Origin of the sequence: Mesotoga prima MesG1.Ag.4.2 (genome assembly GCF_000147715.2) — a bacterium.
GTDB lineage: Bacteria > Thermotogota > Thermotogae > Petrotogales > Kosmotogaceae > Mesotoga > Mesotoga prima.
Genome location: NC_017934.1, coordinates 942,352 through 958,138, shown reverse-complemented (window position 1 = coordinate 958,138; position 15,787 = coordinate 942,352). Strand labels below are relative to the sequence as shown.

14 protein-coding genes and 2 tRNA genes are annotated in these 15,787 nt (G+C 45.2%); 9 read left to right on the top strand and 7 right to left on the bottom strand.

The window, feature by feature from the left end:
• Window positions 1–22: 22 nt before the first annotated feature.
• The 3 genes from THEBA_RS04650 to mnmA all read right to left on the bottom strand — a co-directional run bounded on the left by THEBA_RS04650 (window position 23) and on the right by mnmA (window position 3,255).
• Window positions 23–1,939, bottom strand: coding sequence for a vWA domain-containing protein (locus tag THEBA_RS04650; protein WP_014730646.1), 1,917 nt, complete (start codon window positions 1,937–1,939; stop codon window positions 23–25).
• A gap of 152 nt (window positions 1,940–2,091) precedes the next feature.
• A tRNA-Pro gene (locus THEBA_RS04645) sits at window positions 2,092–2,167 on the bottom strand.
• Window positions 2,168–2,181: 14 nt separating this feature from the next.
• Window positions 2,182–3,255: a tRNA 2-thiouridine(34) synthase MnmA gene (mnmA, locus tag THEBA_RS04640; RefSeq protein WP_006492618.1), complete on the bottom strand. Its 1,074-nt coding sequence runs from the start codon at window positions 3,253–3,255 to the stop codon at window positions 2,182–2,184.
• Window positions 3,256–3,528: 273 nt separating this feature from the next.
• Between mnmA and THEBA_RS04635 the strand changes: the two genes are divergently transcribed.
• The 5 genes from THEBA_RS04635 to hutH all read left to right on the top strand — a co-directional run bounded on the left by THEBA_RS04635 (window position 3,529) and on the right by hutH (window position 7,923).
• Complete coding sequence (locus THEBA_RS04635) at window positions 3,529–4,251, top strand: basic amino acid ABC transporter substrate-binding protein (RefSeq protein ID WP_014730645.1); 723 nt, start codon at window positions 3,529–3,531, stop codon at window positions 4,249–4,251.
• 49 nt (window positions 4,252–4,300) lie between these two features.
• Window positions 4,301–4,948 (top strand): amino acid ABC transporter permease, encoded by a 648-nt coding sequence (locus THEBA_RS04630; protein WP_041928078.1) that lies wholly within the window; start codon window positions 4,301–4,303, stop codon window positions 4,946–4,948.
• Entirely contained in the window at window positions 4,945–5,700 is a 756-nt protein-coding gene (locus THEBA_RS04625) for an amino acid ABC transporter ATP-binding protein (RefSeq protein WP_006492615.1), read from the top strand. Before THEBA_RS04630 ends, THEBA_RS04625 begins: the two co-directional genes overlap by 4 nt.
• A 1-nt stretch (window position 5,701) precedes the next feature.
• Window positions 5,702–6,373 carry an amino acid ABC transporter permease gene (locus THEBA_RS04620; RefSeq protein ID WP_014730643.1) on the top strand — a complete coding sequence of 224 codons (672 nt, stop codon included), beginning with the start codon at window positions 5,702–5,704 and terminating at the stop codon, window positions 6,371–6,373.
• 65 nt (window positions 6,374–6,438) lie between these two features.
• A complete protein-coding gene (hutH, locus tag THEBA_RS04615; protein WP_006492613.1) occupies window positions 6,439–7,923 on the top strand; it encodes a histidine ammonia-lyase in 1,485 nt (494 codons plus the stop codon).
• A 125-nt stretch (window positions 7,924–8,048) separates the two neighbouring features.
• Here hutH and THEBA_RS04610 read toward each other — a convergent pair.
• A tRNA-Leu gene (locus THEBA_RS04610) sits at window positions 8,049–8,136 on the bottom strand.
• Window positions 8,137–8,185: 49 nt separating this feature from the next.
• Between THEBA_RS04610 and THEBA_RS04605 the strand changes: the two genes are divergently transcribed.
• Together THEBA_RS04605 and THEBA_RS14945 are read left to right on the top strand one after the other, a co-directional pair.
• Window positions 8,186–8,929 carry a type 1 glutamine amidotransferase gene (locus THEBA_RS04605; RefSeq protein WP_006492612.1) on the top strand — a complete coding sequence of 248 codons (744 nt, stop codon included), beginning with the start codon at window positions 8,186–8,188 and terminating at the stop codon, window positions 8,927–8,929.
• Between the two features lie 196 nt (window positions 8,930–9,125).
• The gene (locus tag THEBA_RS14945; RefSeq protein WP_006492610.1) at window positions 9,126–9,458 is read left to right on the top strand and encodes a GNAT family N-acetyltransferase; all 333 of its coding nucleotides are present in this window, start codon (window positions 9,126–9,128) and stop codon (window positions 9,456–9,458) included.
• A 199-nt stretch (window positions 9,459–9,657) separates the two neighbouring features.
• On the opposite strand, the gene THEBA_RS04595 is transcribed toward THEBA_RS14945, so the two are convergent.
• The 3 genes from THEBA_RS04595 to tdh form a co-directional block, all read right to left on the bottom strand.
• A complete protein-coding gene (locus THEBA_RS04595) occupies window positions 9,658–10,623 on the bottom strand; it encodes a calcium/sodium antiporter (protein WP_236609207.1) in 966 nt (321 codons plus the stop codon).
• A gap of 71 nt (window positions 10,624–10,694) precedes the next feature.
• Complete coding sequence (locus THEBA_RS04590) at window positions 10,695–11,879, bottom strand: glycine C-acetyltransferase (RefSeq protein ID WP_014730642.1); 1,185 nt, start codon at window positions 11,877–11,879, stop codon at window positions 10,695–10,697.
• A gap of 23 nt (window positions 11,880–11,902) precedes the next feature.
• Window positions 11,903–12,949, bottom strand: coding sequence for an L-threonine 3-dehydrogenase (gene tdh, locus THEBA_RS04585; RefSeq protein WP_014730641.1), 1,047 nt, complete (start codon window positions 12,947–12,949; stop codon window positions 11,903–11,905).
• A 717-nt stretch (window positions 12,950–13,666) separates the two neighbouring features.
• Here tdh and THEBA_RS04580 point away from each other — a divergent pair.
• Window positions 13,667–14,794, top strand: a complete 1,128-nt coding sequence (locus tag THEBA_RS04580) for an ABC transporter substrate-binding protein (RefSeq protein ID WP_006492606.1) — start codon at window positions 13,667–13,669, stop codon at window positions 14,792–14,794.
• Window positions 14,795–14,895: 101 nt separating this feature from the next.
• On the top strand, window positions 14,896–15,783 hold the full coding sequence (locus THEBA_RS04575; RefSeq protein WP_006492605.1) for a branched-chain amino acid ABC transporter permease: 888 nt from the start codon (window positions 14,896–14,898) through the stop codon (window positions 15,781–15,783).
• The last annotated feature ends 4 nt before the right edge of the window (window positions 15,784–15,787 follow it).

The window sequence follows — 15,787 nt, the reverse complement described above, 5'->3', positions numbered from 1 at the left end:
TTCCTCTGCATCTGAACTTGTTTCAGCATCCCCTTCTAAGAGCAGCTGCACGCTTAAGAACGAAGACCCGCTGATCGCTGCTGAAGGCTACGTTGTCCGTCAGCGGTCCACCGTCCTCAGAGAGGATCAAACCCGGATCCCGAAACGAGTTCGGGATGACAAAGTGAGGGAGTTTCAAAAAGTCATGCCGGGATAACTTCCTCAGTTGCATTGAAACCTGAATTGATTGCCGGTTCTCTTCACGAGACCCCATACCCTGTAATCGATGCCCTGCCTTTCGCGTCATGCTCCTCGTATCACGCACCATCTGCAGCAGATCACTCTCTACCCGTTCGGATTCTATTGCTGCGTAAGCCATTCCATTTAAAAACGCCCCAACTGAAACGTAAACTCTCTTAAGGGCTTCCATTTCCCTTAGGTTCAGTCCGTCAGAAGCGACCGCATCTATCCATTTCAACGACTTTTCTGCAAACTCTTTAGATTCATTCACGGCGATCTTGTTGCTTACAAATTCATCCATGAGGCCTCTGATCTTAACCGACTCGAGAAATGCATCGCCCGTACGGGCAACAACAAAATCCGGTATCACTTCTCCCTGAACGAATGAAATTTTCCCTGTACCTTTTAGCCGAAGTGTGGAATAGCTGTAAGAACTTCTTCCATATGCATAGAGTCTGTATAGGTAATCCCCCGGATCAACCGACCGCAACTGCAGAACTCCATCTTTCGTAGCATAGTTCCCGCTGAATGCTTTCAGGTCACCCAACTCTCTCAGCAAACCCATTTCTACGGCTTTGTCGGGCAACTGATTACCCTCTTCATCGAGAACGGGAAGGTGGTAGTCCTCTGAACTCTGAAGATAGCCTTCTTCATCGAAAAATGGCGAATACGATAAAGAGACATGCTCATCACCACATTTTACGTCCACTTCAACTTTGAAACCTTCTTTCCGATAGTAATCTGTAATCTCATCAAGACCAGAATTCCAGGAGAGGTAATAAATCGATTCAGAAACGGGCAGCGCATCGACTTTGATGAGATCCTGTTTGAATGGCCAGCCGAGAGAAACGGCTCCTGCCAGATGGTCAAAATTCGACTCGCTCAATGCGGGGTTTATGAGCCTGTTATAATTCTCCATGTGCGCCAGTTCAGACTCCTCGGGCTGGAAGTATTCCAGCTCAATGCCCCTTTCTTCCAGCGCGATTTCCACGGCTCTTTTCGTTGCAACACTGCCTCCGGAAAAGTACCAGAATGGTCCGTGAACGGTCTCCGGAAGAGTGTCTGTAATGACTACTAAAACTGCTCTGGAGTCTTCACGGAATTCAAGCTGACTGCTGAAGAGGATTGCATCATAACTCCAGGTGTTTATATGCCATTCGCCTGCCGTTTCGATTTCCTCGATAGCGAGGAGAAGTTCGTCCATTTCCATAGCTCCATAAAATGGATGGTCCGGCGGTTTTCTTCCGGGCTCTTCCAGCAACGCTGCTTCAAATAGCAGAACCGCCACCCTGAAGTCACATGCATCAGCTTCGAGTCGATTCACGAATTCCTTCAGTTCTGACTTGATCGACTCGATTTGATCCGCCATTGAGCCAGTCTTATCTATGAGAAAGACCAGATCGATTTTCGAGGAAGATACTGATCTTTCCCAGAATCCAATGCCACCAAACTGGTCTTCTCTCTGCTCCGGAGCAATTTCGGCCTTTGACAAGACATTCCCGTACTCGTCTACGAGAGTCTCGGTTATGGTGAAGTCTTCAAATGAGAGTCCCGTGACGGGGATCTCTCCGTTCTTGACGCTGACGGCGCAGCAAACCCCATGAATGCCGTTGTAGCTGAAATCCCATATTTGCCAGCTTTTCAGTTCAAGCGTTTTCGAATAAACAGTTGTGATCAGAAAAAGTGAGAATAATAAAAATAGGAAGCCTATCCTTTTCATAAGATCCACCTCCAGATCGATCGATCAGAGGAGAAGACAAAGAGAACAAATCTCTGTGAGCAAATTCTAGCAGATCAACTCAAACAAACGATCATCTGGAGAGTCAGGTGATTTTCCTGGGCCAAAAAAAACAGACCCCACTGGGCCTGCTCTGGTCAGGAAGCGGGGACTCGAACCCCGGACCTCTGGTTCCCGAAACCAGCGTTCTTCCAACTGAACTACTTCCTGTCTGCAAAATTCTATCACGTGTTCCCTTCACTTTCAAGAATACAGTTTTCCTCAATGAACGCGCTTCCTACTACCAGATCGTCGATATAGAAGACGGCAAGTTGTCCAGGAGTAACCGCCCACACTTTCTCTTGAAAATCTACTCTAATTTTCTCACCACTTACGATGGTCACTTTGGCAGAAACAGGTTTCATGGAGCTCCTTATTTTGCAGAGGCAATCGAATTCTTCTCCAGGGTCTATATACCAGTTAGGATCTTTAGCAACCAAGGCTTCTGACATTAAACTCTGCCTTTGGGCGAGAATGAGTTTGTTGTTCTTCAAATCAAGCCTCTTTACATAGTAGCGATCTCTCCCAGAAAAACCTATTCCCTTACGTTGCCCGATGGTGTATCCCGAAAGTCCGGTATGTCTTCCCAATAGAATTCCGCTTTCATCCGTTATAGGTCCCGGATTACCCTCTATCCCCCGCGACTTCAGAAAGCTTCTGTAGTCTCCGTCGGGAATGAAACAGATCTCCTGAGAGTCTTTCTTCGAGTGGACGGGAAGATCAATCCCCGAAGCCTCTTGCCTGACTTCTTCCTTCGTCATTTCACCCAGAGGAAAGAGAATGTCGTGCAATTTGTGCTTCCCGATTCTCGAAAGGAAATACGACTGATCCTTCGCTCTGTCAAGTGCTCTTGCCAAAAAAACATTTTCATCCAGGGAGACAAGTCTTGCGTAATGGCCTGTGGCTATCTTCTCCTCTCCGAAAGAGAACATACGCTCGAGTAGCAATCCGAATTTTATCGAATCGTTGCATACGACGCAAGGATTTGGCGTCTCCCCACTCATGTAAGAAGTGGTGAAGTAATTGAGTATCCTTCTAAACTCCTCGCGCAAATCTACAATCTTCAGCTCTATACCGAGATGGTCGGCAACGGCTTTTGCATCATCGGCAGCCGCATTTGCTAGCGGGTTGCCCTCAAGAACTATCATGTGATAACCAATTACGTCGTTTCCCTGTCTAATCAATCGAGCGGCCGCTACGGCACTGTCGACACCGCCACTCAATGCAATACCGATTTTCATCTCCATCACCATCACCATGTTAACAGTTGTTTTTGGCTCAAGTGTTTCTAAAGGGTATAATGTCTATGAGTAGTCATAACTCAAGAAGGTGTATATCTTGAACACCGGACTGGCAACTTGGACAGCTTTTTCATTTCATTTTTCGAATCAAAGAAGAGAGGTCATGGCTACACTGTAACTCATTGTTGCCAAACCTTTCTTGATTCTTTTCGAAAGCTGCACGCACAGTTCGTTCTAATGAAAGCATGTTGATATACAATCACTTCATCTTTGAGCATAAGGAGGGGTATCATGAAAAAGGCTTTACTAGTGTTACTAGCTCTACTGGTTTCGACTGGGTTCGGATTTGGAGCAAAGTACGTGGTTGGAACAAGCGCTGACTTTCCACCATTTGAGTACGTAGAGAATGGTGAATTTGTGGGATTCGACATCGATCTGATCAAAGCTATCGCTGAAGAAATGGATTTCGAAATTGAAATCAGAGATATGAGTTTTGATTCGCTAATCGCTGCTCTAGCTTCCGGAAATATCGACATAGTTATTTCAGGAATGACGATTACACCAGAAAGAGAAGAAGTAGTGTCATTCTCGAAACCATACTGGACAGCTGATCAGAGTGTTGTTGTAAGGGATGACAGCGAATTGACTGTGACAGTTCTGTTTGGGAAACATAACATCGGTGTCCAGACGGGCACGACCGGTGATCTCTGGGTTGAAGACAATCTAGTCAAAACCAAGATTCTTACCGGTGATTTTAAGAGATACGACACTTATGTTCTTGCCATGACAGATCTTGTAAACAAGAACATCGATGCCATTGTTCTCGACGCGCCAGTAGCAGAGAGTTTTGCAAAGGTCAGACCGGTGAAGATCGTTGGGGTCATCAAGACATACGAAGACTATGGGATTGCGGTAAACAAGTCTAACAAAGACCTTTTGAATTTGATAAATGAGGGTATTGCTCGACTCGAAGAGTCCGGTAGATTGAACGAACTGAATCTCAAGCACTTCTAAGTGAAGGGCGGGGGTAATCATAGATAAACTCGCACTCATTGCAGATTCTATGCCCGCACTCCTCTCAGGAATGTGGGTGACACTTCAAATCACTTTCTTAACTTTGGGGTTGGGCCTGGTTCTGGCCCTCCCCATTTCTTTTGGCCAGGTCTACGGAAACAAGTGGATCAAAGCCCTCATTGCAGGCTATGAAAAAATCCTCAGAAGTATTCCGGAACTGGTAATTCTCTTTCTAATATTCTATGGATTTCCAAAGATCGGAATAAGATTCTCCCCCTTCGCTGCGGTGATAATTGGGTTAGGTTTCAGATCCTCGGCATATCAGTCTCAGATTTTCAGGGGAGCAATAAACTCGGTCAGTTCGGCTCAAATGAGAGCTGCAAGATCTCTGGGAATGACTAATCTAAAAGGTTTCATCAATATTGTTCTTCCTCAGGCAATAAGAATAGCCCTTCCACCATGGACAAACGAATTCACTATCGTACTGAAGGATTCTTCACTTGCGTACGCACTTGGAGTAACTGAGCTTCTCCGCCAGGGAGGATACATAATCGCCACCAAATATGAGCCTATGCTGATCTACCTCACGGTTGCAGTAATGTATTTCATAGTAACAATCGCTATCAACAAGACTCTGGGAAGCGTTGAAAAACGACTTGCAATTCCTGGATTCGATGTAAAGGAGACGGTAAGATGAGTAAGGAAAGAGTCGTACTAAGAGTCGAGAATCTCAAGAAGGCCTTCGGTGACAAAGAAGTCTTGAAAGGCGTATCCTTTGACATGAAGGAGGGAGAGACTAAAGTAATTATCGGTCCTAGTGGAACCGGCAAGAGTACGCTTCTTTCCTGTATAAATATGCTTGTTACTCCCGACAGTGGCCAGATCTGGCTCGAAGAGGAAGAGGTTACATCTGCTAAAAATATAAACAAGATTCGTCAGGAGATAGGCTTTGTCTTCCAGGATTTCGGGCTTTTCAACCATCTTACGGCTCTAAAAAACGTCATGGTAGGCCTCACCAAGGTGAAGAAAATCGAGAAGGATTTCGCAAAAGAGATTGCAATGAAAGAGCTTACAAGAGTTGGGCTGGAGAGAGAAGCGAATATGTATCCCGCTCAGCTATCAGGTGGTCAGAAGCAAAGGGTCGGAATCGCTCGTGCGTTAGCAATGAGCCCAAAAATCATTCTTTTTGATGAACCCACATCGGCTTTAGATCCAGAACTGATTGGAGAAGTACTGTCAGTGATGAAGAACCTGGCTGAAAGTGGCATGACAATGCTTGTTGTGACTCATGAAATGGGGTTTGCAAGAACTGTATCTGATGAGATCATCTTTATGGAACACGGTCATATTGTTGAACAGAGTTCCCCTGAAGAAATGTTCAAGAATCCAAAGAATCCTCGAACGAAGGAATTCCTCTTCAAGCTCAGTGAGCTTTACGGGAGTGAATGAAGTGGATAGGATCTGGAAAATTGTCGTTAACTACTGGCCCAAATTTCTGGAAGGCCTTGGGGTTACTCTCGAAATGACTTTGATTGCAGTGGTAATCGGATTTATTATTGGAGTCATCCTCGCAATAGCAAGAGTTTATGGAAACAAACTCTTCCATGGTGTTGCGACCGCAATTATTGAAATAATAAGAGGTACACCACTTCTCGTACAGTTGTTCATTCTGTATTATGGGCTTCCACCTCTCGGAATGAATCTCTCCCCGTTCGCGGCCGCAATCATTGGTTTTGCCATCAACAGCGGTTGTTATCAGGCGGAGTATTTGAGAGGATCTATTCAGTCCATTTCAGGTAACCAGATGAAGGCGGCCAGATCTCTCGGAATGACAAAATGGCAGGCGATTCTGCAGATCATTATGCCCCAGGCGTTCAGAAGAGTAATTCCAGCATGGACAAATGAGTTCATATACCTCTTGAAGTATACTTCTCTTGCTTATATTGTTGGCGCACCGGAACTAATGGCTCAGGCAAAGTTTATTGCCTCACGAAACTTTCAGTTTTTCGAAGTGTATCTCGTCGTTGCTGTGATCTATCTAGTTGTGGTTCTCTTCTTCACTAAAATATTCAGCATACTCGAAAAGAAGGTTGAGATACCCGGACTAGAATGGGTAAGATAATTAAGAAATGCTGATAATGACTGAAATCTGTTTGAAAACAATCAAACGATTCTGGAGGTGGGTCAGTGCTGATTGACGGACAACATCTTACACTGTCGGATATCTTTGAAGTGGCCTTCAAGAAGGAATTCTGCAGTATTGAAGAAAGCGCTGCGCGGCTTCTAGACGAAAGACGAAGATCCCTAGAGCTCATCAGCAAGGAAAAAACGATCTATGGGGTTAATACGGGATTCGGGGTTCTTGCAGATCACCGAATTTCTTCTAAAGATCTAGATGCTCTCCAGAAGAATATCGTTCTTTCTCATGCGGCCGGTGTGGGAGAACCCCTTCGTCAAGAACTAGTAAGAGCAATAATGTTGGTTAGAGCAAATTCTCTTTTGAAAGGCTTTTCAGGAGTTAGAAAATGCTTGGTACAAAGAATTCTCGACCTTCTCAATGAAGACATTGTTCCTGTCGTACCTTCAAAAGGATCGGTCGGAGCCAGCGGAGATCTTGCACCATTGGCACATGTTGCCATGTCACTTATTGGAGAAGGATATTGTACTCTCGAAGGAAGTGTTGTTCCTTCTCTTCAAGCTCTTAAGAGTAGAAATCTTGAACCTATTATTTTGAAATCTAAAGAGGGGCTAAGTCTCCTTAACGGCACCGCTTTTATGGCAGGAATAGGCGGCTGCTCAACATATATTGCTTCAAGGCTTTTTGAACAGGCAATTCTCGTTTCGGCAATGTCGGTTGATGCCCTTATGGGCAGTACGTCTCCCTTCGACGAAAGGGTTCATAGTGCTCGACCACATAGAGGGCAGGGCTACGTCGCCGGAAGAATGAAAAGTTTGCTAGAAGGAAGCGAGATTAGAACCTCCCATTTGGACTGCGACCGTGTTCAAGACGCTTACACGCTCAGAACCATTCCGCAGGTCTACGGCGCGGTCAAGGATACGTTAGACTATGTCAAATCGGTCCTGGAAATAGAGATCAATTCAGCGACTGATAATCCGCTCATCTTTGAGAATGGCGATGTTATATCCGGAGGTAACTTCCATGGTGAGCCAATAGCTCTTGCAATGGACTTTCTGTCGATTGCACTCACCGATATGGGTAACATGATAGAGAGACGAGTAGACAGACTTGTAAATCCAAAGCTTAACGATCTGCCCGCCTTCCTGACAAATGGTGACGAGGGACTGAATTCCGGTTACATGCTGTGGCAGTATACCGCAGCGGCACTTGCCTCGGAAAACAAGACACTTGCACATCCCGCTTCCGCCGACTCTATTCCGACTTCTGGTTTTCAGGAAGATCATGTAAGTATGGGTGCATGGGGAGCACGCAAGCTCTGGATGATAGTTGACAATCTCGCGACAATGATTTCTATTGAGGCACTTCTTGCTTTTAGAGCGCTGTCGTTCAGGCATCCAAAAAAATCAAGTATTGCTGTTGAGGAGCTGTTTGAAGATATCAGAAGAATCGTTCCCGATCACATAAATGACAGGTATTTTGGGAACGAGTTTATGGAAGTTCGAAAGCTTCTCTTCAGGAGAGCAGGATTGTGAGAATCCAAAAAAACTAAAATAAGATAGAAGAGTAGTCACAGACTTTAAGAAATACAGAAGGCAAAAAGTTTGAGTTCAATATAAGAATGAAAAAGAGGAAATATTGCATCCTCTCTGAGAAAATATGGTGCCGGGGGCGGGACTTGAACCCGCACAGGCGGTATGCCCACATGAACCTGAATCATGCGTGTCTGCCAATTTCACCACCCCGGCATCGCACAAATAGTAGTTTATCATTCGCTGTATGAGGTGTCAAGAGTCAATGAAAGAAAAAACGGTAATTCAGAAGGTTGGCGCGGCAATCATGTTTCTACTAGCAATTTGCTTCCCGGCAAGTTTTGTTTCTGCTTCTGAAAACTGTGGACCTGTTGCTCTCTTCCTGAATGACCCGGCGTACGAAACAAAGCTCTCACCCATTGAACGTTCACTGGCTGAACAGGGCATAGAATACAGGATTTACAATATTTTCAATGATGAACTCCCGCAAGATGAAAATCTGTACTCCGCAGTAATAATTGCAGGCGGCGATTCGATGCGAAACTACATAGACTGGAACAACAGAATTTACCAGGGTGGAGAGATAATCCTTAGAGGAGAAGTCCCCATTCTGGGAATATGTCTTGGACATCAGATAATTTCGAGAGTATTTGGTTCCGTTTTGTATTACAGTGAGGAGCGACGTTGGCATGAAATAACCTTTGTAAAACAGGACGAGATATTTGACGGATTCGAGGATGGACTTCTTGTTTGGGAGAACCATTCCTATGCGGTGGCGTCTTTACCAGAGGAATTCGAAATCCTTGCAAAAGGAAATGTTACCCCGTTACAAATGATGAAGCATAAAGACAAACCAATTTATGGGGTTCAGTTTCACCCGGAAACACAGGGGCGATTTCTGAGCAACCCTCCTGGCTGGAAACTAATAATGAACTTCGCGAAGATTGCTGGCGTCACGATGAGTGATCCGCCTTTGCCCAAAGACGGGCGCAAGGTCTTCCCTTACTGATCAGTAAACTTCTTGATGATAGATCCATTAAACCTGAGCTTCAAGTTCTGCTATTTCAGTGAGAACACCCGGTGTTGCGCATGGTGAAGAAGATGGAAATAATCGAGCTCAGTAAAGAATCGCTTTTGGACAGAAAAGTCAGATACTCCTATACATGCGATAAATTCTGCGATCTTAGAATGATACGGAAAGATGATTGCTATACATCGAAGTACCTCTAAAAGAATCTCCTGTTCAGTTAAGTAAAGATACAGAATATATCTTGTTAGAACCGGTCGAGCAGAAACCTGTAGCATGGGGAGCATTCGAGAATAAAATGGGTCTGGTCCTTGCTGAAAGGGAATGGAATGACTCTTTTCGGGTTTGGGATATTCTAGTCTGGGAGAAGTACCAAAGAAGGGGATTAGGAAGTAAGCTAATGGGTACAGCAAGAAATTATACAACTAATGCTATAGTGAGACGTCTCGTTGTTGAAACACAGAGCTCCAACTATCCCGCAATCTCTTTGTCCCTTAATTACGGATTTTAACTAGCTTGACTCGATACGGCCTGTTATTCGAACACAGTTATCGAAAGACACAAGGTCCGTCTCGAGTTTCACTATCTTCTCTAGGTTGAACGCAGGCATTCAGAAAGTCTCTGTTCTCAACATCCGCCAGTCTGCAAAAAGACATCTTTAGATCAGTTCACAAACAGAAAATTGCTTTGATTCTATTGAGCCAGAATTTTTAACCTCTAAATATGCTTGAAACTAAGAAGGAGGCGTAGATTATCAGAAGTAGAGCCCCCCTTGGCCTATCCAACTTCTTCTTTCTAAGGAGAAGTAAGGGCAGAACTATCGCGAGAAGCGATGCAAAGATTATTTCCGCGGCAAGCGATCTCTGTGCCGTGATAGGCGAGATGGTGGCCGAAATCCCTAGAACCAGGAGTAGATTGAAGATGTTCGACCCTACCACGTTGCCTATGGCAAGATCGCTGCGATTTTTTCTTCCTGCCGAAATTGTGGTCACTAACTCCGGAAGAGAAGTTCCGATCGCGACAATAGTTGTCCCTATAAGCATGTCGCTCACGCCGAATATCTGTGCAATCGAAGAACCTCCGTCGACCACGAAATTTCCTCCGAGAATGACGGCTGCGGTCCCTCCGATTGTGGCTACCCAGGCAAGCACAGGACTCTTTTCGAGAATCTCGACATCTCTCTTTCCCTCCACCTCCACAATGTCTGTAATGCTCCTGTCTCTCTTCGCCATGGTAAAAACATACATCATGTATATCAAGAAGAAAGTAATCAACACAATGCCATCGCTTCGATGAAGCCCATTGTTTCCTAGAATCAAAGCGCTGCTGGCGATAGTGATTATTATGACGAAGGGGATTTCATAACTCATAGTAGTTTTGTTCACTCCCAGGGGCGTTAGAATGGCTGTAATTCCCAGGATAAGACCAATGTTCGCGATATTTGATCCCAACACGTTTCCCAGAGCAATGTCAGAACCTTTGAAAGCTGCTTGCACACTCACTGCGAGCTCAGGCGCCGAAGTCCCAATAGCTACTATCGTAAGTCCTATGAGCAATTCCGAGATTCCCAGGTTTTTAGCTATAGCGACGGAACCCTCAATCAAATAATCGGCACCCTTTATTAGCAAAGCAAATCCAGCGGCCAGCATCAGCAACGAAACTAACAAGCGCTTCACCTCCACAAAAAGCAGCGGCCATTGCCGCTGCAACAACAAGATTATATTCAATTGAAGTTAAAGCCGTGTTTTTACTTTATAACGCCAAGTTCCTTACCGATCAGTTCGAACTTGGAGACCGCAAAGTCCAGATCCTTCCTCGAGTGAGAAGCGCTTATCATAACTCTTATTCTGGCCTTTCCCTTGGGAACGGTCGGAAATCCAATTGAGCTTGCGAAAATCCCCTCTTCAAAGAGTCTCTTTGAAAAAGCCGCAGAAAGCTTTGCATCATAGAGCATCACAGGAGTAATCGGGGTCTCCGAGTGGCCAGTATCAAAGCCAAGTGCCTTCAGTTGCTCTTTAAAGTAATCGGAGTTGCTCCAGAGGGTCTTAACCAGTTCATCGGAAGAGGAGAGCTTCCTTACCGCGGCTATCGCCGCTGCCGTTTCGGCCGGTGAAAGTGATGAACTGAAGAGAAATGGACGGGCCTTTTGCTTGAGATAGTCAATGAGAACTCTCTTCCCAGCGACAAATCCTCCAACTATTCCGAAGGCTTTGGAAAGTGTTCCAACTTCAATGTCTACACTTCCGTGCAAACCATAATGATCGACAATTCCTCTTCCATGACTTCCAAGAACTCCTTCGCCGTGGGCATCGTCAACCATTAGAATTGCTCCGTACTTGTTAGTCTTTTCAACAATCTGTGGAAGCGGCGCAAGATCACCGTCCATAGAGAAAACACCATCGGTTATCACCAGTTTTCTCCTTGCTCCATCGGTTTCAGCCTTCTGAAGCTGAGCCTCAAGATCATCCACATCCTTGTGCTTCCAGACATATCTCATCGCTTTTGTCAGCCTGACTCCGTCAATAATGCTTGCATGGTTGAGTTCATCGGAGAGAATCGCATCCTCTTCAGAAACGATCGGAGGAATGACGGACTGGTTTGCATTGAAGCCCGACTGAACGACTAGAGTTGATTCAACTTTTTTGAATCTGGCAAGTTCAGTCTCAAGCTCATTGTGTAATTCAAGTGTCCCGGCAATAGACCTAACTGCACCCGGTCCAACTCCCCACTTTCTTATTCCGTCTATAGCAGCTTCTTTAAGCTCTTCATCAAAGCAAAGACCTAGATAGTTATTAGAGCACATGTTTAGCACCTTCTTGCCTTCAATGTTCAACCATGCCCCCTGAGGCGATTCAAGCGTTCTTATTTTTACGAGCAAACCCTTTTCTTCAAGTTCCTCCATTTCCTTTTTAAGAACATCAAAATCAAACATCAAAACACCTCCGAAATGTCAGATCAAAATTCGAGAATGACTTTTCCGGAAACTCCTCTAATCATGACATCAAAACCCTCTTCGAATTTCTCCGCAGGAAGGACGTGCGTAACAACTGGAGAAAGATCAATCCTCTTGTTCTTTAGAAGCTGAGTGGCCACTTGCCAGGTCTCGAACATCTTTCTTCCTGTAATCCCGTACATTGTCAGTCCCTTGAAGGTAAACAAACCGTTTATGTCGAATGAAAGTTCACCGGGAAAGACCCCTAGAAGAGAGACGACAGCTCCATTGGTAAGACTATCCAAACCTTGCTTAAAGGCAGTAGTGTTTCCCGACATTTCCAACAGAACATCGGCCCCATTATCTTCTGTCATTGCCTTGACCTTCTTTGTTAGATCTTCTTTAGTTGGATCGATTATTACATCGGCGCCCATCTTCCTTGCGAGTTCCTTTCTGAATTCCTTTATCTCAGACACAATCACCTGAGCGGCGCCAGATACCTTTGCTACCGCAACTGCCATCACACCAATCGGCCCAGCACCGGTGATCAACACATTCTTTCCTGTAAGATCCGTTACAAGTGCCGTATGAATTGCATTTCCAAAAGGCTCCATAATCGAAGCATATTCCAGAGGTATAGAAGGGTCAACCTTCCACAAGACAACTTCGGGAACTCTCACATACTCTGCAAACACTCCGTCTCTGTGAACTCCGAGAATTTGCATATTCTTACAAATGTGCATCTTACCGGTTCTACACTGAAGGCACTTCTGGCACGGTATGTGTGTTTCGGATACAACTGAATCTCCCACTTTAACGGAGGAAACATCTCCACCGATGCTTACAACCTCGCCAGTGAATTCGTGGCCATCAATCTGAGGTGGACGAATCCTCTCCTGTGACCACGCATCCCAGTTATAGATGTGAACATCTGTGCCACATATCGACGCTCTCTTCACTTTCACCAGTACATCATGAGGACCGAGCTCCCTTGGAACAGGAACTCTTTTTAGAGTCAATCCCGGCGCGGGTCTTTCCTTAACTATTGCAATCATAGTTTCTGATTCCAATCAAATTCCCTCCTTTCATTTATGACTCCACATTGTAATTGTAAGTTGATCGTATTGTTTCATAAAACAGACAGCCACCTGTTTATGGACAAATGTTGTTGATGGCGGCTCTTGAATTGATTGATACTTCTTATAGCGTACTGAACGGCTAGGTCCTACAAGAAACACTTCCCATTGAAATGATCTGACGAGTCACGGACGATTTTGAAAACAGATGAGTTTTCAAACAAACTCCTGTCGAAACCCCTTGACATCATATGTCAACAATCTGCAAAAGAAGTTACTAAACACACTCTCTCAACTCTCCATCTTACTCGATCAATAGCAAAAACGTTAGTGATCTTTGACCGCCCGTCTTTGGTCTCCAGATAGATAGAAAGCGATTATCAGCTTTCTTTGCTCTAATCTCCTCATGAAGGCGTTTTTTGAGAAGAGGTTGTTGTTGTTTCACATGGTATTATCATTTTGAGTAATGCGTTGTTTTGTTGTCTTTCAATCTTAATGAGTACCACAAGACTTTTCGCGTTCCTGAGCGGTTATTGGGTCTCAGTTGTTGATGAAGTCCAGTGCTGCAGTTATGATTTTCACCCGTTTGATGTTCTCATTCTGCACAGTTGTCTCGGTGCTTTCGGTAAAGTCAAAGCTGTGCTCCGAGTATTTTTGCTCATTCTGAGGTCACTTCGGTTGTGAATAATCACAATTGTGGAGGTGAGGGAAGTGAAAAGGATTCTGGTTCTAGCTTCTGTTCTGCTAATGGGATTTATACTGTTTGCAGTTGAACCGATCGTTATTGGAGTCTTTGAACCAATGACCGGGCCCTACGCGGCCGGTGGTCAGCTTACCATGGAAGGTATTAATCTCGCAGCTGAACAAGTGACAGAGGTTCTTGGCCGACCGATTGAGTTGGTTCTCGTCGACAACAAGAGTGAAAAGGTGGAAGCTTCAAACGCCGTCTCCAGATTGATCCAATTCAACAAAGCATCGGTAATAATCGGCAGCTATGGAAGTGCTGTAGCCATACCTGGCAGTGAAGTTGCAAATGCTGCAGGAGTACCGATGATCGGATGCTCGCCTACCAACCCGCTGGTTACATTGGGAAAACCCTATGCTTTTAGAGTTTGCTTCATCGACCCATTCCAGGGAAGCGTGATGGCTAAATTCGCTGTTAATGAGCTCGGAGCAAAGACAGCCGTGATTATTCAAGATATCGCTTCAGACTATTCGGTAGGTCTTTCACATTACTTCCAGAATTCATTCAAGGCACTTACCGGGGATAACAAGTCGATAAGCGGTGTCATTTCTTATCAGACGGGGGACCAAGACTTCACCGCTCAGCTTGCATATGCTCAGGGAAAGAATCCCGATGTAATATTCATCCCTGCTGCTTCGTATGGAGAGGCAGCATTAATCATTAAGCAAGCACGCGAACTTGGAATTGAATCTCAGTTCCTTGGCGGAGATACATGGGAAGTTCCTGAGTTTTTGCAGGTCGGTGGTGCCGCCGTTGAAGGCAGCTACTTCAGCACTCACTTCGATGTGTCGGTAGCCCCAACTCCGAAAGCAGCGGAATTCATAGAGGCATTCAAGGCAAAGTATGGCGTCGAACCGAGCGCATTTTCGGCATTGGGGTACGATGCGTTTATGCTGGCTGTAGACGCGATTAAAAGGGCTGGCTCAGCCGTTCCTGAGGACATTAAGAACGCTTTGAGTGAAACCGTAGCTTTCGAAGGGGTTACAGGATACATAACAATTGACGAAAACGGAGATGCCATTAAGGATGCGATTGTCAGAAAAGTGGAGAACGGAGTTTTCAAGTTTGTAAGTGTTGTGAAACCTGCCGAATAAATAAGACAAAGGGCATCTATCCGCAGAATCTTAGGTGCCGGACGCAGGCCAACGCCTGCGTCCTTATTAAGAACGATAGCTAAGATGAAGGTGGTGGCAGGATGAGCTCTAGCGTTTTTTTGCAGCACCTTGTTAACGGAATTTCGTTGGGTTTCATATTCGGGCTGATTGCAATAGGCTATACTCTCGTCTACGGAGTAGTCAAACTTGTGAACTTTGCTCATGGCGATGTCTTTATGATGGCTACTTTCTTTGTCTACTACGGATTCACTCTCTTTATGATGCCATGGTGGCTAGCAGTTTTGTTCGGAATCGTAGTAACTATATTACTTGGAGTTGGTATCGAGCGTGTTGCATATAGACCTCTGAGAGACGCGCCAAGAATTTCTTCGCTCTGTGCAGCAATTGGCATGTCCTTCCTTCTCCAGAACATAGCGACGGTTGTTTTCGGTGGAAGGCAGAAATCATTTTATGTACCCCCATCGCTGACCAGGACATTTGTCGTAGGAGGGGTCAGAATTCAGGCGATAACAATAACCACTATTGTGGTTTCAATAGTCGTACTCCTTTTGCTCACCTTTCTGGTTAAGCGCACGAAAATGGGATTGGCGATGCGCGCCCTTTCTGTCGACTTCGATACGGCAAAACTGATGGGAATAAACGTTAACAGGACTATTGCATTCACATTTGCTATAGGCTCAGCACTCGCAGCGCTAAGTGCAATTCTCTGGGCGCTCAGATATCCACAAATATGGCCTTTCATGGGAGTTTTCCCTGGCTGGAGAGCCTTTACTGCGGCTATAATCGGAGGGATTGGAAGTATTGTGGGAGCTCTGGTCGGTGGATTCATGCTTGGTATGGTTACGATCATGCTGGTCGCTTTTTTCCCTGAGGCCGCGGGTTATAGAGACGCATTAATCTTCGTTCTTCTAGTCGTGATTCTTCTAGTAAAGCCAACAGGTCTATTCGGCGAGAAGACAAGTAGGTGAGTGT